This window comes from Pelomicrobium sp., from assembly GCF_036803785.1.
Taxonomy (GTDB): Bacteria; Pseudomonadota; Gammaproteobacteria; order Burkholderiales; family UBA6910; genus Pelomicrobium.
Window position 1 is genome coordinate 1 of the sequence record NZ_DAIRTR010000045.1, and the last position, 21,307, is coordinate 21,307.

Below are 21,307 nucleotides of genomic sequence, written 5' to 3' on the forward strand. Positions count from 1 at the left end.
CCCTCGACCAGGCTAAAGCCCGCCCCCCGGTTCTGCAGGCTCACGCCGGTACCGGGTACCACCACACCGGAACCGAAGCCCATGTAATTGGACTGGATCAATGACACCATCATGCCGGAGGCGTCGGCAGCGGTAAGGTACACGGTGCCGCCGCCCGGATGGCGGTGGTTCGGGCAGGAGGCCTTGTGCCGGTCGATGCGCGCCGCCTGCTCCCGGAGATAGGCCGGGTCGAGGAGCGCGCTGGGGGCCACGGTCATGGCGGCGGGGTCCCCCACATGACGATAGAGGTCGGCAAAGGCGAGTTTCATGGCCTCCACCTGCAGGTGCACGCTATCGGCGCAATCCACCGGGCACGAGGCGAGATCGACATGGGACAAGATCCCGAGGGCCTCGAGCGCCGCGATGCCCTGAGTGTTGGGCGGTATCTCGTGGAGCGTAAAGCCGCGGTAGCACTGAGCGAGGGGTTGCACCCAGTCCACCGTGTGGCTCGCCAAATCCTCCAGGGTCAGCACCGCGCCGTGGGCTCGGGCATGGGCGGCGATGCGTTGCGCCAGCTCGCCCCGGTAGAACGCTTCTCCCTCCGAGAGCGCGATCATGGCCAGGCTCTTCGCCAGATCCGGAAAAGCGAAACGCTCACCGGGAAGCGGCGCACGCCCCTTTGGCAGGTAGGCCTGGGCAAATCCTGGCTGGGAAGCAAGCGCAGGCGCCATGGCGGCCCACAGCCGGGCGATGGTGGGGGACACCAAGAAGCCGTCGGCGGCATAGCGAATGGCTGGCTCGAACAGGTCGGCGAAGGGGAGCCTCCCGAAACGCCGGGACAGGGCCACCCAACCCGCCACCGCCCCAGGTACGGTCACCGATTCCCAGCCGAGGACGGGCATCGCCCTCATGCCCTGGAAGCGCCTCGGGCTCCACGCCTTCGGCGCCCGGCCCGAGGCGTTGAGCCCGTGCAGACGCATGCCATCCCACACCAAGGCGAAGGCGTCCGAGCCAAGACCGTTGCCGGTGGGCTCCACCACGGTGAGGGCAATAGCGCAGGCGAGGGCCGCGTCCACGGCGTTGCCGCCCCGCTGGAGCATGGTGAGCCCGGCCTGGGCCGCCAAGGGCTGAGAGGTGGCCACCACGTTGGCCGCCAGCACCGGCATGCGCTGGGAAGGATAGGGAAAGTCCCAATGGAAGGGCGCCGCGATGGGCGGGGAAGAAAGCGCGGACGAGTCGTTCATGGAGAATGGGCTCGGACCAGAAACGTATAATGCGACCGCCCGCAGTCTACCCGCTCGCCACGCGAATACCTAGCCCGCAAGCCACGGAGAACGGGTCTCCCAGGCGGGAAACTCGTCCGCGGGAATCGGCGCGCTGATGCAATAACCCTGAGCCATGTCGCACCCCAGCTCCGCCAGGCGTCCCCAGATCGCCTGCGTCTCCACCCCTTCGGCTACCACCTCCAGGTTCAGGCCATGGGCCAGCTCGATGGTGGAGCGCACGATCATGGCGGAGTCGGCGCTGTCCACCATCCGCCCGACGAAGGACTGGTCGATCTTGATGGTGTCCACCGGCAGCTTCTGGAGATAGGCCAAGGACGAGTAGCCGGTGCCAAAATCGTCGATGAAAAGCTCCACCCCCAGGTCCTTCAGCCGCCGCAGGGTCTCCAGGGATCCGGCCGGATCGTCCATGAGAGCGCTTTCGGTGAGCTCGAACTGAATCCAGTCGGGCCGGGCACCCCAGGTGGCGAACAGCCCGTTCACCCGGTCGAGCAGCTGGGGATCATGCAGGTCCCGGGCCGATAGGTTGACCGCTAGGGGGCTTTCGACACCCTGCTCTCCCCACGCATAGCGCTGGCGCAAAGCTGCCTCCAGGACCCAGTAGGTCAGCGGCGTGATGAGCCCAGTGCCTTCGGCCAGCTTGATGAACTCGCCGGGATTGATCATGCCGTGGCGCGGATGTCGCCAGCGCACCAGGGCCTCGGCGCCGCAGACTTGGCGCGAAGCCATGCGCACCTTGGGCTGGCAGTAGAGCAGGAGCTCATGGTGCTCGATGGCGCGGCGCAGCTCACCCATCAAGACAAGGCGCCGGGTGCTGTCGCTGTCGAGGGCGCCGGCGTAGACGGCGAACCCACTGCCCCGGCGCCTGGCCTGGTAGGCCGCCATGCTGGCCCGGCGCATGAGCACGTCGGGCTCCGTGCCGTGGCCGGGGAAGAAGGCGATGCCGATATGGGCTCGGGCCTCCACTAGCAGCCCGGAAAGCTCTATTGGGTCATAGAGGGCAACCAGCAGCCGCTGGGCGAGTTGGATCGCCTTGTCAGCGTTCACCCGGGGCAGGAGCAGCGCGAACTCCCCCTCGGCCACTCGCGCCACTACGCCGCCCTCCCCCGCGACGCCGGAAAGCCGCGAGCCGATCTCCTTGAGCAGGGCATCGCCCTCCCGGTAGCCCAGGGTTTCGTTGATCTCGCGGAAGCGGCCCACCTCCAGGTGCAGCAGGGCGAAGGAGCGGTTGTGCACCCGGGATTCGGCGATCAGCCGCTCTAAGCGCTCTCCTAAGCTCACTCGGTTGAGCAGCCCGGTGAGCGAATCGAAGTAAGCCATGCGGCGGATGGTCTCCTCCGCCGCCCGTGCCCGGGCGCGGGCGCGCAAAGCGGACAGCCCGTAGCTCACATCTTCCGCTGTTTTCTTGAGCAGCTCTACTTCGGCTTCGTGGAAGGCGTCCGGTTCCGGCGCGCAGATGGCGAGCGCGCCGAAAATCCGGCCGTCCACCCGTAGGGGCAGCGCGATCAGTGAGGCATAGCCGCGACCCAAGAAGCCCTCCCGCCACATCAAGACGTTGGGGTCGGTCGCCACGTTGCGGACGACCGCGGGCTCGCCCAAGCGCACCGCCGTGCCGCTCGCCCCACGCCCCCGCTCCTCGTCCGCCCAGGTGAGCTGGAGTTCCTTCAGAAAGTCCTCGTCCACCCCCATCCAGGCCACCGGCCGCAGGGTGCGCGCCTCGTCCTCTTCCGCCCGGGTCACGTACGCAGCGCGGTAACCCGCCTCCTCCACCACCACCCGGCAGATCTCCCTGAGGAGCTCATCCTCGTTCTGAGCGTGGAGCAGGGCGTGGTTCGACGCTGCGAGGGTGCGGTGGGCGCGGTTGAGCTGCTGCAGCTCCTGCTCCGCCCGCTGGCGCTTCGCCCGCTCCCGTAACGCCTCGATCCCGTAGGCAAGGTCGTCAGAGAGTTCGGTTAAGAGCCTGACTTCCTCGGGATCGAAGGCGTCGGGTTCCGGCGCATAGATGCTGAGCGCCCCCCACACCGCCCCTTCGACGCGCAGCGGAAGCGCGAGCACCGAAGCATAGCCCCGCCGGGCGGCCTCGTTCCGCCAGGAAGGATAGTTGGGATCGGTACGGATGTCCCGCACGATGCAGGGCGCTCCCGTGCGGATGGCGGTGGGATTCGGCCCCTTGCCTCGCTCGGAATCCTCCCGCCAGGTGCGCTTGATGGCGAGGAAGCCCTGGTCCACGCCCCAATGAGCCACAGGCGTGACGGTCTTGTCCTCGTCGTGCTCCGCCCGGCTCACCCAGGCCAGGCGATAGCCGCCTTCCTCCACGATGACCCGGCAGAGGTCCTGCAGCAGCGCCGTCTCGTCTTGTGCCCGTACCAGGGCCCGATTGCAGGCGGACAGCGTTCTGAGCGCCCGCTGCAATCGCTCGACCTCGGACAGGGCCTCGCTGCGGGCAGCCGCCGGCCCGGGGGTTGCCGCGGTCTTTTCTCGGTCCATGTTTCATTATAGGTCCGGGTCCGGGTCCGGGCCCGGGCAGAACAGCGACCGACAGGCCTTCACAGGCTCTCGCCTCCCGCCGCGGTGGGCCGCCACACCAGGAGCCGCCGCTCGGCGAAAGTCACCAAGGCGTCGAGCAGGAGGGCGAAACCGGTCAGCACCAGGATGCCGGCGAACACGGTGTTGATATCGAAGGTCCCCTCGGCCTGGAGGATCAGGTAGCCCACGCCCTGGGCCGAGCCCAGGTACTCGCCCACCACGGCGCCCACGAAGGCCATGCCCACCGAGGTATGCAGGCTGGAGAACACCCAGCTCGTGGCCGAGGGCAGGTAGACGTAGCGCAAGAGCTGCCGCCGGCCGGCACCCAGCATGCGGGCATTGGCAAGCACCACGGGGCTCACCTCCCGCACCCCTTGATAGACGTTGAAGAACACGATGAAGAACACGAGCGTCACGCCGAGGGCCACCTTGGACCAGATGCCGAGACCGAACCACACGGCGAAAATCGGGGCAAGGATCACCCGTGGCATGGCATTCAAGGCCTTGATGTAGGGATCGAGAATGGCGGAAGCGACGGGCGAGAGGGCGAGCCACATGCCGATCACCAGGCCGAAGACGGTGCCCACGGCGAAGGCGAGCAGGGTCTCGACTAAAGTGACCGCCAGGTGTCGGTAGATCTCCCCGCCCACGAACCACTCCCACACCTTGGCCAGCACCACCAGGGGCTGGCCAAAAAAGAAGGGCGGTAGGATCTCCGTTTCCGTAAGGGCCCACCAGGCGAAGAACACGCCCAGTAGAACCAGCACCCGGTAGATCCACAGGGTGCGGGCGCTTGGCTTGGCTCTCATCCCCGCGCTCCCGGTCCGGTCAGCCTTCCATGGTCTGGGCATAGCCCTTCAGCACCTCGGCCTTCATGGTGTGCCAGATACGGCCATGCAGGTCGACGAAATGGGGCGAGAGCCGGATCTCTGCCACGTCCCGGGGCCGGGGCAGGTCGATCGGGTACTCGCCGATGGGGTGGGCTCCGGGCCCCGCTGACAACACCACCACCCGGTCAGAGAGGGCGATCGCCTCCTCGAGGTCGTGGGTGATGAACACCACCGACTTGCGGTCCGCGGACCAGAGTTCAAGCAGCTCGTTTTCCATGAGCTGGCGGGTCTGGACGTCCAAGGCCGAGAAAGGCTCGTCCATGAGTAGGATGTCCGGATCCAGTATGAGCATCTGGGCGAGCGCCGTGCGCTTGCGCATGCCGCCCGAGAGCTGATGGGGAAAGCTGTGTCCGTGGCCGGCGAGCCCCACCCGCCTCAACCATTCGGCGGCCCGCTCTAGCGCCTGCGGCTTCGGGACACCACGGAAGATGAGCCCGGCGGCCACGTTCTCCAAGGCGCTGCGCCAAGGCATGAGGGCGTCGGCCTGGAACATGTAGCCGGCCTTGCGATTGATCCCCTGGAGCCGCTCGCCGAAGACTTCCACGTACCCGCCCGTGGGTGCGAGCAGCCCAGCCGCCACGTTGAGCAGGGTGGACTTGCCGCAGCCGGTGGGCCCCACCACCGATAGGAATTCCCCGCGGGCAACCCGCAGCGTCGCTCCCTGCACCGCGGTGTAATACTGTCCCGGGCCGCTGCGGGAAGGAAACGCCACGGTAATGTCGACCAGGGCCAGCGCGACCTCCTGGGACACGCTTGCGGTAAGGTTGTCTTGCGACGGGCTCATCGCCGGATTTTCTCGCCTCCCCTCCCCTCTGCGACGGATCACGGCTATTTGTATTTCTGCAAAGCCTTACGGACGAAGCCGTTGTCGAAGGTGGCGGCAAGATCGATGTGGGCCGCCTTCTGCACGGAGGGCTCGAACTTCCTGAGCACCGCATACACGCTCTTCGCACCTTCCATCGTGAGCTGACCGTCCGGGGAGAGCGTCGGCAGGTTCTTGATCAGACCCACCCGGTACAGCCCCACGTCGTCGCCGTAGTATTCCGGCGGCACCGTGGCGATGATCTCCTTGTCGCTTGCCTTCTGCAGCCAGCGGTTGGCGCGCACCATGGCATTCACCACTGCCTGCACCGTGTTGGGATACTTTTTCACGAAGTCTTCTTTCAGGTAGATGCAGCCGGCATGGTAAGCGGCGCTGCCATAGGCCTGCCTCATGCCCTCCTCGGTGCGGGTATCCACCTTGATGACGATATCGCCTGCTGCCTCCAGGCGCGTGATCACCGGATCCAGGTTGGAGATGGCGTCGATTTCGCCGCGCTTCATCGCCGCCACCGCCCCAGCGGTGGCGCCCACCCCGATGATCGCCACGTCGGTGGGCTTGAGCCCTTCCTTGACCAGCAGGTTGGACACGAACATGTGGGTGGAGGAACCCGGCGCCGTGACGCCTACTTTCCACCCTTTCATGTCCGCAGGGGAACGCCATTGCTCCGCCTTGGAACTCTGCACTGCTAACACGATCCCCGAGTAGCGGCCTTGCAGCACCACCGCCTTGATGGGAATGCCCTTGGCCTGCATGTTGATGGTGTGCTCGTAGGCGCCGGAGACCATGTCCGCGCTGCCACCCACCAGGGCTTGCAGCGCCTTGGCGCCTCCGGGGAAGTCCACGATCTGGACATTGAGCCCCTCGTCCTTGAAAAAGCCCTTTTGCTCTGCGATCGAGAGGGGCAAGTAGTAGAACAGGCTCTTGCCCCCCACCGCGATGGTGAGATCCGGCTTTTCGATCTTGCCCTGGGCAAAGCCGCCGGGGGCAAACGCTAGCGCCACCATGGCGAGCATCCATCGGATGAGTCGCGCGCGTTTCATCTTATCCCTCCTCGTGTGTTGCAAACCGAATGACCGGCGCCGCGATGGGTACACGGCGGCTTCGGTGATGTGCGCCCCGTGCCCCTGCGCTCCTAGCCGCCTTCGCGTATCCCCTCGACAGAGATGCTAAGGCGCACCTCATCGCTCACCAGGTCAAGGAACCGATCCATGCCGAAATCCGAGCGGCGCACCACGGCGCTCAAATCTCCGCCGCAGATGTAGCGCTGCACCAAAAGGATCCTCACTTCGCGACAGGCGAAGCGCTCGACGGTGAGGGTGAGGGTGCGGGTGCGGCCCCGCACCGTGAGCCAGCCCTCGAACTGCCGGGGCAGCCCGTTTTCGAAGCGCGTGGCTTTCGCCACGAACCGTGCCACCGGAAACGAGGCGGCGTCGAAGAAATCGGCATCCCGCAATAGTCGATCCAGCGCCTCCGCACCAGTGGAGACGCTTGCTGTATCGATCAGCGCATCCACTTCGGCCGTCTGTGCCTGGGCATCCAGGCTGGCGCGGCCCTGGTCCAGGTTGAACCGGCCGCGCAAGGTAGATACCCCGACGTGGGTGACGGCGAAGTACACGTAGGTATGCTGGGGATCCAAACGGAAGCGCTCCGCTGCAGCTGCCGGGGCGGCCAGCGCCAGCAGAAGCGAAGCCACTGCCCAGCGGCGGAACAAGCCCAGAGCGCCCCTCTGGCGCGCGCAGTCCATCAAATGACCCCGGCCTTGCGCAGCCGCTCCCGCGCGGGAGCGTCGTAGCCGAGCCGCGCGAGCACCTCGTCGGTGTGCTCCCCCAGCGCTGGCCCGAGCGAGTGGGTGTCCCCTGGCGTCTCCGAGAGCTTGGGCACGATGCCCGGGAGCTTGAGGGAGTGTCCATCGGGCAGCCGGTACTCGCGAATCATCTCCCGCGCCTGGTAATGGGGATCGGCCACGATGTCCGCGATATCGTAGATGCGCCCTGCCGGCACTTCCGCCCGTTCCAGGGTTTCGAGCACTTCCTCCAGACAGTGGGCTCGGGTCCATTCGCTGATGGCGGTCTCGATGCGCTCGGTGTGCTTCACCCGTCCGTCATTGTGGGCGAGCTCCGGATCGCTGGCCAAATCTTCCCGCCCGATGGCTTTCATCATGCGCTTGAAGATGGAATCGGCGTTGGCGCCGATCACCACGTATTTGCCGTCTTTGCACGGATAGGTGTTGGACGGGACGATGCCGGGAAGGGAGGCGCCGCTACGCTGCCGCACAAAGCCGAACATGTCGTACTCGGGCAGTAGGCTCTCCATCAGGTTGAACACCGATTCGTACAGCGCCACGTCCACCACCTGGCCGCGCCCGCCCCTCACCTCCCGGTGGCGCAGCGCCAAGAGCGCGCCGATCACCCCGTGCAGCGCGGCGATGGAGTCGCCGATGGAGACCCCCACCCGTACCGGGGGTTGATCCGGAAAACCCGTGAGATGACGCAAGCCCCCCATGGATTCGCCGATGGCGCCGAAGCCAGGCCGGTCCCGGTACGGCCCCGTCTGACCGTAGCCGGAGATGCGCACCATGACGAGCCCGGGATTGATGGCGCAGAGCTGCTCCCAGCCCAGGTTCCATTTCTCCATGGCGCCGGGGCGGAAGTTCTCCACCACGATGTCCGCGTCCCGGACAAGCCGGCGCACGATCTCCTGGCCCTCCGGGGCGCGCAGGTTCACCGTCACCGACTTCTTGTTGCGCCCCTGCACGTACCACCATAGGGACGTGCCCTTGTACAGCATGCGCCACTTGCGCAAAGGATCGCCCTCTCCCGGCGGCTCGATCTTGATCACTTCGGCGCCGAACTCGGCCAGCAGCCGGCCGCAAAACGGGCCGGCGATGAGGGTGCCGAGCTCCAGCACCTTGACGCCTTCGAGCGGCATGGAGGATGGCATGGTCGCGGTCTCCGGGGCAGAAAACGGCAATAGTTTAACGTGGATGTCCTTGCTCAATCCCCCAGGGAAGCAAGCAGCGCCGCGTTGCCTCCGGCGGCGGCGGTATTGACGCAAATCGAGCGCTCCACCGCGTAGCGGGGCAACGTGTGGGGACCGCCCGCCTTGGGTCCGGTGCCCGAGAGCCCCTCTCCGCCGAAGGGTTGCGAGCCCACCACCGCGCCGATCATGTTGCGGTTGACGTAGACATTGCCCACCCGGGCCCGCTCCAGGATGCGTTCGATGGTGGAGTCCACCCGGCTGTGCACGCCCAGAGTGAGCCCGTAGCCCGTGGCATTGATGGCCTCCACCACCTGGTCCAGCTCACTGCTGCGCCAGCGCACCACATGCAGGATGGGGCCGAACACCTCCCGCCGCAGCAGGTCCGCCCGCTCGATCTCCAGCACCCGGGGCGCAAAGAAGCAGCCGGCCTCCTCCTCCGCTGGGAGTCTCGCCATGCCCACTAGGCGTGCCTGGTGCTCGATTCCCCGCAGATGGGCAAGGAGCCGCTCCCGGGCTGCCTCATCGATCAACGGTCCCACGTCGGTGTCGAGGTGCAAGGGATCGCCCAGCTTGAGCTCCTCCATCGCCCCGGCGAGCATTTCCAGGGTGCGCTCGGCCACCTCTTCCTGAAGGAACAGGAGCCGCAGGGCCGAGCAGCGCTGTCCGGCGCTGTCGAACGCGGACTGGATCACATCGGCCACCACCTGTTCAGTGAGGGCGGAGCTATCTACCACCATGGCGTTGAGCCCTCCGGTTTCGGCAATGAAAGGCACCATGGGGCCTTCCCGTCGCCCGAGGACGGCTTCGATGGCCCGGGCGGTCTCGAAGGAGCCGGTGAAGGCCACCCCAGCGATGGCGGGATGGGCCGTCAGCACCGCCCCCAGGGCACGCCCGCCGGGCACGAGATGCAGTACCTCCTCGGGAATGCCCGCCTCCAGCATGAGCTCTGCCGCCTTCATGGCAGTGAGCGGGGTCTGGGGCGCGGGTTTGGCCACCACGCCGTTGCCGGCCGCCAGGGCGGCGGCCACCTGACCCACGAAAATAGAGAGGGGAAAATTCCACGGGCTCACGCACACGAACACGCCTCGGCCCCGCAAGCGCAGCCGGTTCTCCTCCCCCGTCGGGCCGGGCAACATCGCTTCGCTCAATTGCCGGCGCGCCTGCGCCGCGTAGTAGCGACAGAAGTCAGCCGCCTCTCGCACTTCCGCCAAAGCGTTGGGCAGGGTGCGTCCAGCCTCACGCACGATGCGGGCCATCAACGCTTCCCGATGCGCTTCCAGAAGGTCGGCCGTCCGCTCCAGGATGGAGGCGCGCTCCTCGACGGGCGTGCGGTCCCATGCGGGCATGGCGGCCCGGGCTCGCTCGATGGCCTCTGCGGCTTGCGTCGGGGTGGCCTCGATCACCTCCCCCACTTGCCGCCGGCGCTCGGAAGGATCGCGCACCGGCACGGGTCGGCCCGGCAGCCGCCTTCCGCCTACCAGGGGCGCGGCGGACCAAGGGTGGGACAAGGCCTGCTCCAGACCTCTCATCACCGCCTGCAACGCGGCGGGATCGGCGAAGGAAAAGCCTAGAGAGTTCTTCCGCTCGGGCGCGAACAAGTCGAGCGGGAGAGGGATTCGAGGATGGGGCATTGCCCCCTCGCGTGCCACCGTGGCCACCGGGTCTTCCACCAACCGTTCGATGGGCACCTGCGGATGCCCCACCCGGTTGACGAAGGAGGTGTTGGCTCCGTTCTCCAGCAACCGCCGCACCAGGTACGGCAGCAGGGCATCGAAGCTGCCCACCGGCGCGTATACCCGGCAAGGCACCGGCTCGCGCGCCTGCACCTCGCGGTAGAGCGCCTCCCCCATACCGTGGAGCCGCTGGAACTCGAAGCCCCGTTCGGCACCGGCGCACTCCAGCACGTAGGCGATGGTCTGGGCGTTGTGGGTGGCGAACTGGCAGAAGAAGGCGTCCTGGGCCGCCAGCATGGCCCGCACACAGGCGAGGTAGGAGACGTCGGTGTGGCGCTTGCGGGTGAAGACGGGATAGCCCTCGAGCCCTTGCACCTGGGCACGCTTGATCTCCGTATCCCAGTAGGCCCCTTTCACCAGACGCAGAGGAATGCGGCGCCCGCCTGCACGGGCCACGGCCGCGAGCCAGTCGATCACGGCCAGCGCCCGCTTCTGATAAGCCTGCACTGCCAGCCCGAAGCCTTCCCATCCCTCCCATTCGTCCGACTGGTACACCGCGGCGAAGACGTCCAGCATGAGCTCGAGCCGCTCGCTCTCCTCCGCGTCCAGGGTCACCACCAGCCGGGCGTCCCGGGCGCGCCGGGCGAGGGCCTTCAGGCGAGGCACCAGCTCCTCCATGACCCGTCGGCGCTGGGCGTACTCGTAGCGGGGGTGCAGCGCCGAGAGCTTGATGGAGACGCCGGGAGCCGCCCAGGGATCGGTCCCCTGCGACGTCCCGGCGAGCACCTCGATCGCATGGGCGTAGGCCTGGAAATAGCGCTCGGCCTCCCGCGCGGTGAGAGCGGCCTCCCCTAGCATGTCGAAAGAATAGCGGGTGAGGGGCGAGGGCTCGCGCGCTTCCAGCGCCTCCTCGATGGTCTCGCCCATTACGAACTGGCGGGCAAGAATGCCCATCGCGCTCTTCAACACCGCCCGCACCACGGGCTCGCCGCCCCGGGCGGCCAGGCGCTTGAGAGCCGCGGTGAGGGTATCGCCCGGCGCCTCTTCCAGCGCCACCACCCGTCCGGTCAAGAGCAGCCCGAAAGTGGACGCGTTGACGAAAAAGGAGCCGGAGTGGCCCAGGTGTTTCTCCCAGTCCCCCCGGGGCAACTGGTCGCGGATAAGGCGGTCGGCGGTGGCGGCATCCGGGATGCGCAGCAAAGCTTCCGCCAGGCACATGAGCACCACCCCTTCCCGGGAGGAGAGGTCGTACTCCCGCAGGAAGGCGTCCAGGGGAGAGGCGGCCTGGCGCAGCCGCACGTCCTTCACCAGGCTCTCGGCGGTTGCCCGCACCCGCTCCTCGGCCAGCGGTGCGAGCCGAGCGCCGCGGGCGAGGCGTTCCACCGTTTCCCTTTCGTCAGCCAGGTAGGCGGCGCGGATGGCAGTGCGCAGCGGCGCGGTGTCCAAGGGGGGAACGATGTCCAGGTCCATGGCGACAGCAGAACGAGAAAGCGCGTGCGATCGCATTGCCCGGCAACGGGCTCGCTCCATTTTAGGCGTAAAATCGCCCCTCGCCGCCATGCACCTCCTCGTCGACGTCTCGCCCCACGGCTACGGACACATTGCCCAGTGCGCTCCTGTGGTCAACGCCCTGGCGCAGCAGCTCCCCGGGCTGCGCGTGACCGTGCGCTGCGCAGCGCCCCGGTCCGTGCTCGCATCCCATTTCCAAGGGGCCCTGGAAGTGTTGGCGCCGGGACCGGAGCCAGGGCTTCTCATGGCCGACGGGATGACGGTGCTCCCGCGCGCCTCCTTCGATGCCTATCGGGCGCTCCACGCCCGCTGGGACGAGCGCATCGCCGAGGAAGCCCGGGCGCTCCAGGTGCTGGGGGTCGACCTGGTGCTCTCGGCAGTGGGAAGCCTGCCGCTCGCCGCCGCGCGCCGCGCCGGCATTCCGGCAGTGGCCATCGGATCCTTCCACTGGACGGCCATGTTCCAGCACTACTGTGGGGAGTTTGCGGGCGCCGGGGAAATCGCTGCCCGCATGCTCGCCGCTTACCGGGGCGCAAGCTGCTTCATCGCCCTCACCCCGGGAATGCCCATGGCAGAGCTCGCTCCGGTCCGGGTCGGGCCTGTGGCGCGGATGGGGCGTAACCGCTCGGCCGAGATCCGTGCCCGGCTCGGGCTAGGAACGGCCACTCGCCTCGCCCTGGTGGCCCTGGGCGGCATTCCCACCCGCCTGCCCCTGGGCGGCTTGCCGACCATCCCCGGCCTGCATTGGCTCGTGCCGCAAGAGCTGTCCTCCGGGCGGGCCGATACCACCGCCATCGACCGCCTGGACCTGTCCTTCGGCGAGCTGATCGCCTCCGCCGATCTGGTGTTCACCAAGCCGGGCTACGGCACCTTCGTGGAAGCCGCCTGCGCCGGCGCTGCGGTGCTGACCCTGGCGCGGCCCGACTGGCCGGAGACGCCCTATCTGATGGAATGGCTAGGCTCCTGCGCCCGGTGCGAGGTGCTACCGCCCGAGGCGCTCGACGCTCGGGAATTCCAGACCACGGTGGAACGGCTGCTTGCGCTGCCCGGCCCGCCGCCCCCCCGCCCGACAGGTGCCGGAGAAGCGGCGGAAGTCGTGCAAAGGCTCATGGCCGCCCGCGGATGAGCGGGCTCAGCTGCGCTGGGACCGGGCGAGGGCCTGGTCGATGTCCCATAGGATGTCGTCCAGGTCCTCAAGGCCCACCGAGATGCGGATCATGTCCGGGGTCACGCCCGCCTTGGCCTGCTCCTCTTCGGTGAGCTGGCGGTGGGTGGTAGAGGCAGGGTGGATTACCAGCGTCTTGGCATCGCCGATGTTGGCGAGGTGGGACATGAACCGAGCCGCCTCGATGAACTTGACGCCCGCCTCCATGCCACCCTTCACGCCGAAGGCAAGCAACCCGCTCGCCCCCTTGGGCAAGTACTTCCGCGCCAGGGCGTGGTATTTGTCGCCGGGCAGTCCGGGATAACTCACCCAGGAAACCAGGGGGTGGCGCTCGAGGAACTGCGCCACCGCCAGGGCATTGGCGCAGTGACGCTCCATGCGTACGTGTAGCGTCTCCAGCCCCTGCAGCAGCAGCCAGGCGTTCAAGGGCGAGAGCGCCGGCCCCAGGGTGCGCAGCGTCTCCATCCGTGCCCGCATGGCGAAACCGAAGTCGCCGAAGGTCTCGTGGAAGATCACCCCGTGGTAACCCTTGGACGGGCTCACCATCTCCGGAAACTTGCCGTTACCCCACGGAAACTTGCCGGAGTCGATGAGCACTCCCCCCATGGTGGTACCGTGGCCGCCGATGTACTTGGTGGCCGAGTGCACCACGATGTCCGCGCCCCACTCGATGGGACGGCAGAGATAAGGCGTGGCGACCGTGTTGTCGATCACCAGGGGAATCCCCGCCTCGTGGGCGATGTGGGCGATCGCCTCGATGTCCACCACGTTCATGAGGGGGTTGCCGATGGTCTCGGCGTAGAGGCAGCGGGTCTTTTCCGTGATGGCCCGGCGGAAGTTTTCCGGGTCGTCCGGATCGACGAAGCGCACCTTGATGCCCAGCTTCTCGAAATTGAAGCCGAACAGGGTGTAGGTACCTCCGTACAAAGTGGAGGCGGATACGATTTCATCACCCGCGTTGCACAGGGTAAGGAGCGCGGTCATCTCCGCCGCCTGGCCGGTGGCCGCAGCCACTGCCGCACGCCCGTTCTCTAGTGCCGCCATGCGCTCCTCGAACACGGCGGTGGTGGGATTCATGATGCGGGTATAGACGTTGCCAAAGGTCTGGAGGTTGAACAGAGAAGCGGCGTGATCGGCGCTGTCGAACACGAAGGAAGTGGTCTGGTAAATGGGTACGGCCCGGGCGCCGGTCGCGGGATCGGGAATGGCGCCGGCGTGCAGGCACAGGGTGCCGAAGCCGAATTTGCGGTCCGCCATGGTGAAAATCCTTTTGTTCCTACGACTCGGTCGTCAATTCACCCGCCAGATGCGTGCCCCGAGCTGGGTCAGCTTTTCCTCGATGCACTCGTAGCCGCGGTCGATGTGGTAGATGCGGTCGACCACCGTCTCCCCCTCAGCCACCAGTCCCGCCAGCACCAGGCAGGCGGAGGCGCGCAAATCCGTCGCCATCACGTGGGCCCCCGACAAACGCGGCACGCCCCGCACCACCGCGGTGTTGCCCTCCACCTCGATGTCGGCGCCCATGCGCTTGAGCTCCTGCACGTGCATGAAGCGGTTCTCGAACACGGTCTCGGTGACCACCGCGGTGCCTTCGGCCACCGCGTTGAGGAGCATGAACTGGGCTTGCATGTCGGTGGGGAAACCGGGATAAGGGGCGGTGCGCACGCTCACCGCTCGGGGCCTACCCGGTAGGGTGAGCTCGATCCAGTCCGCCCCCTTGTCGATGCGTGCCCCCGCTTCGGCGAGCTTGGCCAGCACCGCGTCCAAGATGTCGCCACGGGTCTCCCGCAGCCGCACGCGCCCGCCCGTGACCGCTGCCGCCGTGAGGTAGGTGCCGGTCTCGATTCGGTCGGGCATGACCCGGTGGCGGGCGCTGTGGAGCCGGGGCACCCCTTCGATGGTGATCACGTCGGAGCCCGCTCCGCTGATGCGTGCGCCCATGGCGTTTAAGCAACGGGCGAGATCCACCACTTCCGGCTCCCGGGCGGCGTTCTCCAGTACCGTGACGCCTTCGGCTAGGGTCGCCGCCATCATCAGGTTTTCCGTGCCGGTCACCGTGACAAGATCCATGACGATGCGCGTTCCCCGCAGTCGGGCCGCCTTGGCCACGATAAAGCCGTGTTCGAGGGAGATCTCCGCGCCCATGGCTTGCAGCCCCTTGATGTGCTGGTCCACCGGCCGCAGGCCGATGGCGCAGCCGCCAGGCAGGGATACTTGAGCGTAGCCCTTGCGGGCGAGCAAGGGACCCAACACCAAGATGGAGGCGCGCATGGTCTTCACCAGCTCGTAGGGGGCCACCAGGCGGGTCAGGTCTCGGGCGGTGAGCTCCACCCCCAGCTTCTCGTCCAGGGATACGCCGACTCCCATCTGGGCCAACAGCCCCAGGGTGGTGGTCACGTCCCGCAAGTGGGGAATGTTCTCGACAAACAGCGGCTCCGCAGTCAGAAGCGATGCGCACAGGATGGGAAGCGCGGCGTTCTTCGCGCCGGAGATGCGCACCTCCCCGGCCAGCGGCACCCCCCCCTCGATCCTGAGCTTGTGCATTCGCGTCGGGCACGCTGCGCTAGCGCAACTGCGCCCACTGCTCGGGCGTGTAAGTCTTCATAGATAGGGCATGGATCTGCCCGTGCATGCGGCTGCCGAGCGCGCGGTAGACGAGCTGATGCTGCTGCACCATGCTCTTGCCCCGGAACTCGGAGCTCACCACGATCGCCTCGAAGTGCTGGCCGTCGCCCTCCACCTCCACGTAATCGCAAGGCAAACCCTGTTCGATGGCGTGCTTGATGTCTTCGGCGAATACCATGGCCGTCTCCCCGTCGCTACTGGCGCAGCTTGTAGCCGATTTTCAGCAGCCAGAGCGCGCCCAATGATATCGCCAAAAAACACGCTCCCACAATCGCCAGGCTCACGACGGGCGGAACGTCGGAGACGCCAAAGAAACCGTAGCGAAACCCGTCGATCATGTAGAAGAACGGGTTCAAGTGAGACACCGCCTGCCAGAAGGCCGGCAAGGAATGCACCGAGTAGAACACTCCGGCAAGAAAAGTCAGGGGCATGATGATGAAGTTCTGGAAGGCGGCGAGCTGATCGAACTTTTCCGCCCAGATGCCGGCGATCAGCCCCAGGCTGCCGGCGATGGCGCTGCCCAGGACGGCGAAGGAGAGCGCCCACAGGGCGTTGCGCACCGGCAGCGCGACGAAGGCCACCGAGAGGAGCAGCACCCCCAGCCCGACGATGAGCCCGCGGGCCATGGCTGCCAACACGTAGGCGAGCAGCATGTCCCGGTAGGACAGGGGCGGCAACAGTACGAACACGATGTTGCCGGTGATCTTGGACTGTATCAGGCTGGAAGAGCTGTTGGCGAAGGCGTTCTGCAGCACTGCCATCATGGCCAGCCCCGGAACCAGGAACGCCGTGTAGGGCACCCCGGGAAAGGCCTCCACATGGCTTTCCAGCACGTGGGAGAAGATGAGCAGGTAGAGGAGCGTGGTGAGCAAGGGCGCGGCGACGGTCTGGAACGCCACCTTCCAGAAACGCAGCCACTCTTTGTAGAACAGGGTCTTGAAGCCGATCCAGTTATTCACGGTTCATGATGGTTACGAACACTTCCTCCAGGTCGGGCTGGGCCAGCTCCAGGTCCAGGATCTGGATCCTCGCCTCCCGCAGGGTGGCGAGCACCGTCTCCAGGCTGCCGTAATCGGGCAGCGCCAGTACGAAGCGGCCCTGGTCTTCGCCGGCGAGGAGCGGATGCAGGTTCGCCGGCAGCTGGTCCGGCGCGAGCTTTAGCTTGAGATAGCGGCCGGACACGGTGGAGAGAAGATTGGCGGTGGTGTCTAGAGCCACGATGCGCCCCTGCTTGAGCATGGCGATGCGGGAGCACAGGGTCTCCGCTTCCTCCAGATAGTGGGTGGTGAGCACGATGGTGTGGCCGTCCCGGTTGAGTCTACGTACGAAATTCCACAGCCCCTGGCGCAGCTCCACGTCCACTCCGGCGGTGGGTTCGTCCAGCACGATGACCGGCGGCTTGTGCACCAGGGCCTGGGCCACCAGGACTCGGCGCTTCATGCCGCCGGAGAGGGCGCGCATGTTGCGATCCGCCTTGTCGGCCAGGTCCAGGTGGTGCATCACCTCGTCGATCCAGTCGTCGTTGCGGGCGAGGCCGTAGTAGCCTGACTGGATCCTGAGGGTCTCCCGCACGGTGAAGAAGGGGTCGAACACCAACTCCTGGGGCACCACCCCCAGGGCGCGCCGCGCGAGCCGGTAATCGGCCACCACGTCGTAGCCCATCACCCGGGCGCTTCCCGAGGTGGCACGGGTCAGGCCGGCGATGATGTTGATGAGGGTGGTCTTGCCGGCACCGTTGGGACCGAGGAGGGCGAAGAATTCCCCCTGCTCGACCGATAAACTCACCCCGTCCAGGGCCTTGATCGCCCCGAAGCGCTTGTGAACCGCCTGCACGTCGATGACGGCGCCCATGTCCGCTGCCCCGCTCGTGGACGACCCGGATCAAGCGTCGGAGCCGGGCAGGCCGAGGAGGCGGTCTACCCCGTACACCCGGGCGAGACCGGCGACGCTCTTGGGTGGGTGGAGGACGGCGAAAGCTAAGCCACGGCGGCGGGCCTCCCGCCACCAGTGGATTAGCAGGCTCACCGCGGCGGAGTCCGCTTCCGTGACCCGGGTGAGGTCCACCCGCACTTCCCTGTCGTCCCAAGCCATGGCCTCGATCGCCGCAGCGAAGAGGGTGGGGGCGGTCGCGAAGGTGACCGGCCCTTCCACGACGATGGCTTCTTCTTCCCGCCTGATGCCGAAGCCCACGCCCGCCTCAGCCTTTCTTCGGCCCCTGCTGGGTGAGGCTCTGGTTCTTCTCCCGCAGACTCTTGATCAGGCCTTCGATCCCGCCACGGCGGATTTCATCGTTGAAGGTGCCCCGGTAAGTAGCCACCAGGCTCACGTTCTCGATGGTCACGTCGTAGACCTTCCAGCCGTTGGGGGTCTTGTACATGCTGTAGTCCACGGGGATCGGCGGTCGGCCGTCGGGATTGACGATTTCGGTGCGCACGGTGACGTCGGTGTCGCTGGGCCCCATCCGGAAAGGTTTATAGGTGACGCTCTGGCCCTTGTAGGCAGTGAAGGCTGCGGTATAGGTGCGCACCAGCAGCTCGCGGAACTCCCGGGTGATTTGCTGTTGTTGCTCGGGTGTGGCGTCCCGCCAGTGCCGGCCCATGGCGAGCCGGGTCATGCGGGTGAAGTCGAAGTGGGGGAGCACCTTCTCTTCCACCAGGGCCAGCACCTTCTGGGGATCGCCAGCCTGCAATGCCTGATCGGCGCGCACGATGGCAAGCACCTCTTCGGCCGTCCTCTTCACCAGCTCATCGGGCGCAAGCTCCGCCCGCACCGGGGCCGCTGCCAGCAGGCCCAGGGCCAGAATCAAACGGATCAATCCCATGTCTCGCTCCCGTTCATCGTAAAATCCCGCTCACTGGGCGCTGCCTTCGGCGGCCCGTCCGTAGAGGAACTGGCCGATGATCTTTTCCAGAACCACGGCCGACTGGGTGAGCTTGATCGTCTCTCCGTCGGCGAGCATCTGCTCATCGCCGCCGGCATCCAACCCGATGTACTGCTCGCCGAGCAGTCCCGAGGTGAGGATGGAGGCAGTCGTATCCCTGGGGAAGCGGTAGCGCTTGTCGATTGCCAGAGTGACCCGGGCCACGTACCGCTCGTTGTCGAAGGTGATGCTCTCCACCCGTCCCACCAGCACGCCGGCACTACGCACCGGGGCCCGCACCTTCAGCCCCCCGATGTTGTCGAACTCGGCCACCACGCGGTAGGTGTCGCCGGCGAAGAAGGTGCTGGCGTTGCCCACCTTGAGCGCCAGGATCAAGAGTGCTCCGATGCCCGCCAGCACGAATAGTCCCACCCAGATGTCGATCGTGCGCCGTTCCACGATTCAGGCTCCTCTAAACATGAAGGAGGTCAAGACGTAGTCCAGGCCCAGCACCGCCAGGGAGGATGTGACCACCGTGCGGGTGGTGGCGCGAGCCACGCCTTCCGCTGTGGGCTCTGCGTCAAAGCCTTCGAACACCGCGATGGCGCAGACCGCCGCACCGAACACCAGGCTCTTGATCACTCCGTTCAACACATCCTCGCGCAGGTCGACGCCCGCCTGCATTTGCGACCAGAACGCCCCGTCGTCCACCCCGAGAAATACAACGCCAATCAGGTAGCCGCCAAAGATGCCCACCGCGCTGAATATGGCGGCAAGCAACGGCATGGCGAGAAAACCACCCCAGAACCGGGGCGCGACCACCCGCCCGATCGGATTGACCGCCATCATGTCCATGGCGGTCAGCTGCTCCGTGGCCTTCATGAGACCGATCTCGGCGGTGATGGAAGTGCCCGCCCGGCCGGCGAAGAGCAGTGCCGTCACCACCGGCCCGAGCTCCCGCAGCAGCGACAAAGCCACCAGCACGCCCAACTTTTCTTCCGAAGCGTAGTCGACCAGGGTGTCGTAGCCTTGCAGGCCCAGCACCATGCCGACGAATAGGCCCGAGACCACGACGATCACAAGCGACAGCACGCCCGCCGCGAACATTTCCTTGACCACGAGGCGGAAGCGACGGAAGCTCGGCCCGGAATAGCGCAGGATCGCGCCCACGAAGCGCGCCGCGTAGCCAAGCCGCCTGACCGCCTGCACCACCCGGGCACCGAGGCCCGCCAGCGTGTCGAAAAGCCCGCCCGTCACGCCCCGCCCCCCATCAGGTCCTGGTCATAGTCGGGGGCCGGGTAATGGAACGCCACAGGCCCATCCTTCCTGGCGTGGATGAACTGGTCCACGTAGGGATCGGAAGAGGCGCGGATCTCCTCGGGCGTGCCCTGGGCGATCACTCGCCCGTCCGACAGAAGATAGAGGTAATCGACGATGTGCAGGGACTCCTGGATGTCATGGGTCACCACCACGGAAGTGGCTCCCAGGGCGTCGTTCAGACGCCGGATCAGGTCGCCGATGATGCCCAGGGAAATCGGGTCGAGGCCGGTGAAGGGCTCATCGTACAGGATCAGCATGGGGTCGAGAGCAATCGCCCGGGCCAGGGCCACGCGGCGCGCCATGCCCCCGGAGAGCTCCGAGGGCATGAGGTGGCGGGCGCCCCTCAAGCCCACGGCGTGGAGCTTCATGAGCACCAGATCCCGGATCATGGGCTCGGGCAGAGTGGTGTGTTCCCTCAAAGGAAAGGCCACGTTTTCGAACACCGTCAGATCGGTGAACAAGGCACCGAACTGGAACAGCATGCCCATGCGCCGCCGCAGCCGGTACAGCTCCTCGGTGGAGAGCCGATGCACCACCTGGCCGTCCACTCGCACTTCCCCCCGCTGGGGCCTCAACTGCCCGCCGATCAGCCGCAGCAGGGTGGTTTTGCCCGAACCCGAGCCGCCCATAATGGCCACCACCCGCCCCCGGGGCAGGGAAAGGCTCAACCCGCGAAAGATGGGCCGGCGGTTGTAGCAGAAGGCAAGATCCCGGATGTCGACCGCGTTTTCCTGCGCCATGACGCAAGGGCATAAAAAAAATCGAATTTTAGCCGTTGGTGGAGGGTGGGACAAACCCGGAGGCGCGGGTTTGCGGCGCGGCGCTTCCGCCCCCTCCGCTCCCGCTAGAGCTGCAGGAGCTCCAGCAGGGTCACCACCCGGTTCAGATAGGCGGCGTCGGCACGGCGGCCGATAAGGTAGAGCTCCCCCGGCTCCTGGGCGAGGGTCTTGAGACGGACGGTGAGGCCCTTCAAGTCCTCCTCCGGCGTCAGCCACGTGAGCCGCGGGCCCCCTTGCGCCGGGGCCGGCGAGGGATACCACATCCCCAGTTTTGACCCGAGGCAGCCCGCTCGAGCACGCTCCTGCGGGGACGCGGGGCCCGCTTCCAGGACGAAGCGGAAGCGCGCGAGCGTGTCCTCCCGCCAGCCGATCATCTCCTCTTCGGTGGCGGCTCGCCAGCGGCTTGCGGGCACCAGCACGCAGTCGAACCACTGGTTGTAGTAGGCGAGGCGCCACTCGGCCGGCAAATCTTCGGGGTAGAAGGAGCCGACCCAGTGGGGATGCTCCCAGCCGATGGCCCCCACGTGCACCCGGTACGTTGGAGCGGCGTCCATGGGCTGGCATTATAGGCCGCTACACCTTCCAGCCCTGCGAGTTTGCGTGCACTTCGATCTGTTCTACGAACTGGCGGTCCCGCCTCAGCTCGGGCGCAGCGAGCTCGCCACCTATCACGAGGCGTTGGAAGAGATCGCCCTGGCGGACCGGTTGGGCTTCCGTTGCGCCTGGGTGGTGGAGCACCATTTCATGCCCCAGTACTCCCATTGCTCCAAGCCGGAGCTCTTCCTCGCCGCCGCGGCCGCCCGCACCCGGCGCCTGAGGCTCGGGTTCGGCGTGATCCCCCTGCCCCTGCACCACCCGGTGCACGTGGCCGAGCGGGTGGCCACCCTGGATCCGGT

General features: G+C 66.8%; 21 protein-coding genes. 2 read left to right on the forward strand and 19 right to left on the reverse strand.

From position 1 onward, the window contains the following. From V7Q81_RS07185 to putA, 8 genes are all read right to left on the reverse strand, one after another. Window positions 1-1,190, reverse strand: a 1,190-nt coding sequence (locus tag V7Q81_RS07185; RefSeq protein ID WP_333841468.1) for a gamma-glutamyltransferase family protein, incomplete at its 3' end; no start/stop codon positions are given. A gap of 102 nt (window positions 1,191-1,292) precedes the next feature. Next, the gene (locus V7Q81_RS07190; RefSeq protein ID WP_333841420.1) at window positions 1,293-3,749 is read right to left on the reverse strand and encodes a bifunctional diguanylate cyclase/phosphodiesterase; all 2,457 of its coding nucleotides are present in this window, start codon (window positions 3,747-3,749) and stop codon (window positions 1,293-1,295) included. 59 nt (window positions 3,750-3,808) lie between these two features. Beyond that, window positions 3,809-4,597, reverse strand: a complete 789-nt coding sequence (locus V7Q81_RS07195; RefSeq protein WP_333841423.1) for an ABC transporter permease — start codon at window positions 4,595-4,597, stop codon at window positions 3,809-3,811. Window positions 4,598-4,616: 19 nt separating this feature from the next. After that, complete coding sequence (locus V7Q81_RS07200; protein WP_333841425.1) at window positions 4,617-5,462, reverse strand: ABC transporter ATP-binding protein; 846 nt, start codon at window positions 5,460-5,462, stop codon at window positions 4,617-4,619. 44 nt (window positions 5,463-5,506) lie between these two features. Further along, window positions 5,507-6,541, reverse strand: a complete 1,035-nt coding sequence (locus V7Q81_RS07205; RefSeq protein WP_333841427.1) for an ABC transporter substrate-binding protein — start codon at window positions 6,539-6,541, stop codon at window positions 5,507-5,509. A gap of 92 nt (window positions 6,542-6,633) precedes the next feature. Beyond that, window positions 6,634-7,245 (reverse strand): YceI family protein, encoded by a 612-nt coding sequence (locus V7Q81_RS07210; protein ID WP_333841429.1) that lies wholly within the window; start codon window positions 7,243-7,245, stop codon window positions 6,634-6,636. Continuing rightward, window positions 7,245-8,441, reverse strand: a complete 1,197-nt coding sequence (locus V7Q81_RS07215) for a CaiB/BaiF CoA transferase family protein (protein ID WP_333841431.1) — start codon at window positions 8,439-8,441, stop codon at window positions 7,245-7,247. Before V7Q81_RS07215 ends, V7Q81_RS07210 begins: the two co-directional genes overlap by 1 nt. A gap of 53 nt (window positions 8,442-8,494) precedes the next feature. Further along, window positions 8,495-11,659 (reverse strand): bifunctional proline dehydrogenase/L-glutamate gamma-semialdehyde dehydrogenase PutA, encoded by a 3,165-nt coding sequence (gene putA, locus V7Q81_RS07220; protein ID WP_333841433.1) that lies wholly within the window; start codon window positions 11,657-11,659, stop codon window positions 8,495-8,497. Between the two features lie 52 nt (window positions 11,660-11,711). On the opposite strand from putA, the gene V7Q81_RS07225 reads away from it, so the two are divergent. After that, window positions 11,712-12,788, forward strand: coding sequence for a hypothetical protein (locus V7Q81_RS07225; protein WP_333841435.1), 1,077 nt, complete (start codon window positions 11,712-11,714; stop codon window positions 12,786-12,788). 6 nt (window positions 12,789-12,794) lie between these two features. Here the strand turns inward: V7Q81_RS07225 and V7Q81_RS07230 are convergent, their stop codons facing one another. The 11 genes from V7Q81_RS07230 to V7Q81_RS07280 all read right to left on the reverse strand — a co-directional run bounded on the left by V7Q81_RS07230 (window position 12,795) and on the right by V7Q81_RS07280 (window position 20,965). After that, window positions 12,795-14,084, reverse strand: a complete 1,290-nt coding sequence (locus V7Q81_RS07230; protein ID WP_333841438.1) for an O-acetylhomoserine aminocarboxypropyltransferase/cysteine synthase family protein — start codon at window positions 14,082-14,084, stop codon at window positions 12,795-12,797. A 33-nt stretch (window positions 14,085-14,117) separates the two neighbouring features. Further along, a complete protein-coding gene (gene murA, locus V7Q81_RS07235) occupies window positions 14,118-15,371 on the reverse strand; it encodes a UDP-N-acetylglucosamine 1-carboxyvinyltransferase (RefSeq protein ID WP_333841442.1) in 1,254 nt (417 codons plus the stop codon). 19 nt (window positions 15,372-15,390) lie between these two features. After that, window positions 15,391-15,630, reverse strand: a complete 240-nt coding sequence (locus V7Q81_RS07240; RefSeq protein ID WP_333841446.1) for a BolA family protein — start codon at window positions 15,628-15,630, stop codon at window positions 15,391-15,393. Window positions 15,631-15,646: 16 nt separating this feature from the next. Beyond that, the gene (locus tag V7Q81_RS07245; RefSeq protein ID WP_333841448.1) at window positions 15,647-16,411 is read right to left on the reverse strand and encodes an ABC transporter permease; all 765 of its coding nucleotides are present in this window, start codon (window positions 16,409-16,411) and stop codon (window positions 15,647-15,649) included. Then, entirely contained in the window at window positions 16,404-17,303 is a 900-nt protein-coding gene (locus V7Q81_RS07250; RefSeq protein WP_333841451.1) for an ABC transporter ATP-binding protein, read from the reverse strand. The genes V7Q81_RS07245 and V7Q81_RS07250 overlap by 8 nt, the downstream gene beginning before the upstream one ends. A gap of 30 nt (window positions 17,304-17,333) precedes the next feature. Beyond that, window positions 17,334-17,642 carry an STAS domain-containing protein gene (locus tag V7Q81_RS07255; protein ID WP_333841452.1) on the reverse strand — a complete coding sequence of 103 codons (309 nt, stop codon included), beginning with the start codon at window positions 17,640-17,642 and terminating at the stop codon, window positions 17,334-17,336. Window positions 17,643-17,649: 7 nt separating this feature from the next. Continuing rightward, a complete protein-coding gene (locus V7Q81_RS07260) occupies window positions 17,650-18,273 on the reverse strand; it encodes an MlaC/ttg2D family ABC transporter substrate-binding protein (RefSeq protein WP_333841455.1) in 624 nt (207 codons plus the stop codon). A gap of 30 nt (window positions 18,274-18,303) precedes the next feature. Beyond that, window positions 18,304-18,771 (reverse strand): outer membrane lipid asymmetry maintenance protein MlaD, encoded by a 468-nt coding sequence (gene mlaD, locus V7Q81_RS07265; RefSeq protein ID WP_333841458.1) that lies wholly within the window; start codon window positions 18,769-18,771, stop codon window positions 18,304-18,306. Between the two features lie 3 nt (window positions 18,772-18,774). After that, a complete protein-coding gene (gene mlaE, locus V7Q81_RS07270; protein ID WP_333841461.1) occupies window positions 18,775-19,569 on the reverse strand; it encodes a lipid asymmetry maintenance ABC transporter permease subunit MlaE in 795 nt (264 codons plus the stop codon). Then, the gene (locus V7Q81_RS07275; protein ID WP_333841464.1) at window positions 19,566-20,372 is read right to left on the reverse strand and encodes an ABC transporter ATP-binding protein; all 807 of its coding nucleotides are present in this window, start codon (window positions 20,370-20,372) and stop codon (window positions 19,566-19,568) included. The genes mlaE and V7Q81_RS07275 overlap by 4 nt, the downstream gene beginning before the upstream one ends. 104 nt (window positions 20,373-20,476) lie before the next feature. Further along, the gene (locus V7Q81_RS07280; RefSeq protein ID WP_333841466.1) at window positions 20,477-20,965 is read right to left on the reverse strand and encodes a DUF72 domain-containing protein; all 489 of its coding nucleotides are present in this window, start codon (window positions 20,963-20,965) and stop codon (window positions 20,477-20,479) included. On the opposite strand from V7Q81_RS07280, the gene V7Q81_RS07285 reads away from it, so the two are divergent. After that, a partial coding sequence (locus V7Q81_RS07285) for an LLM class flavin-dependent oxidoreductase (RefSeq protein WP_442954785.1) occupies window positions 20,964-21,307 on the forward strand: 344 nt, incomplete at its 3' end. The two genes, V7Q81_RS07280 and V7Q81_RS07285, sit on opposite strands and share 2 nt — an antisense overlap.

Excerpts from the sequence above, each read along its gene's own strand:
- V7Q81_RS07190 (WP_333841420.1), bottom strand. The coding sequence starts at position 3,749 with ATGGACCGAGAAAAGACCGCGGCAACCCCCGGGCCGGCGGCTGCCCGC.
- V7Q81_RS07195 (WP_333841423.1), bottom strand. The coding sequence starts at position 4,597 with ATGAGAGCCAAGCCAAGCGCCCGCACCCTGTGGATCTACCGGGTGCTG.
- V7Q81_RS07200 (WP_333841425.1), bottom strand. The coding sequence starts at position 5,462 with ATGAGCCCGTCGCAAGACAACCTTACCGCAAGCGTGTCCCAGGAGGTC.
- V7Q81_RS07205 (WP_333841427.1), bottom strand. The coding sequence starts at position 6,541 with ATGAAACGCGCGCGACTCATCCGATGGATGCTCGCCATGGTGGCGCTA.
- V7Q81_RS07210 (WP_333841429.1), bottom strand. The coding sequence starts at position 7,245 with ATGGACTGCGCGCGCCAGAGGGGCGCTCTGGGCTTGTTCCGCCGCTGG.
- V7Q81_RS07215 (WP_333841431.1), bottom strand. The coding sequence starts at position 8,441 with ATGCCATCCTCCATGCCGCTCGAAGGCGTCAAGGTGCTGGAGCTCGGC.
- putA (WP_333841433.1), bottom strand. The coding sequence starts at position 11,659 with ATGCGATCGCACGCGCTTTCTCGTTCTGCTGTCGCCATGGACCTGGAC.
- V7Q81_RS07225 (WP_333841435.1), top strand. The coding sequence starts at position 11,712 with ATGCACCTCCTCGTCGACGTCTCGCCCCACGGCTACGGACACATTGCC.
- V7Q81_RS07230 (WP_333841438.1), bottom strand. The coding sequence starts at position 14,084 with ATGGCGGACCGCAAATTCGGCTTCGGCACCCTGTGCCTGCACGCCGGC.
- murA (WP_333841442.1), bottom strand. The coding sequence starts at position 15,371 with ATGCACAAGCTCAGGATCGAGGGGGGGGTGCCGCTGGCCGGGGAGGTG.
- V7Q81_RS07240 (WP_333841446.1), bottom strand. The coding sequence starts at position 15,630 with ATGGTATTCGCCGAAGACATCAAGCACGCCATCGAACAGGGTTTGCCT.
- V7Q81_RS07250 (WP_333841451.1), bottom strand. The coding sequence starts at position 17,303 with ATGGGCGCCGTCATCGACGTGCAGGCGGTTCACAAGCGCTTCGGGGCG.
- V7Q81_RS07260 (WP_333841455.1), bottom strand. The coding sequence starts at position 18,273 with ATGGGATTGATCCGTTTGATTCTGGCCCTGGGCCTGCTGGCAGCGGCC.
- V7Q81_RS07275 (WP_333841464.1), bottom strand. The coding sequence starts at position 20,372 with ATGGCGCAGGAAAACGCGGTCGACATCCGGGATCTTGCCTTCTGCTAC.
- V7Q81_RS07280 (WP_333841466.1), bottom strand. The coding sequence starts at position 20,965 with ATGGACGCCGCTCCAACGTACCGGGTGCACGTGGGGGCCATCGGCTGG.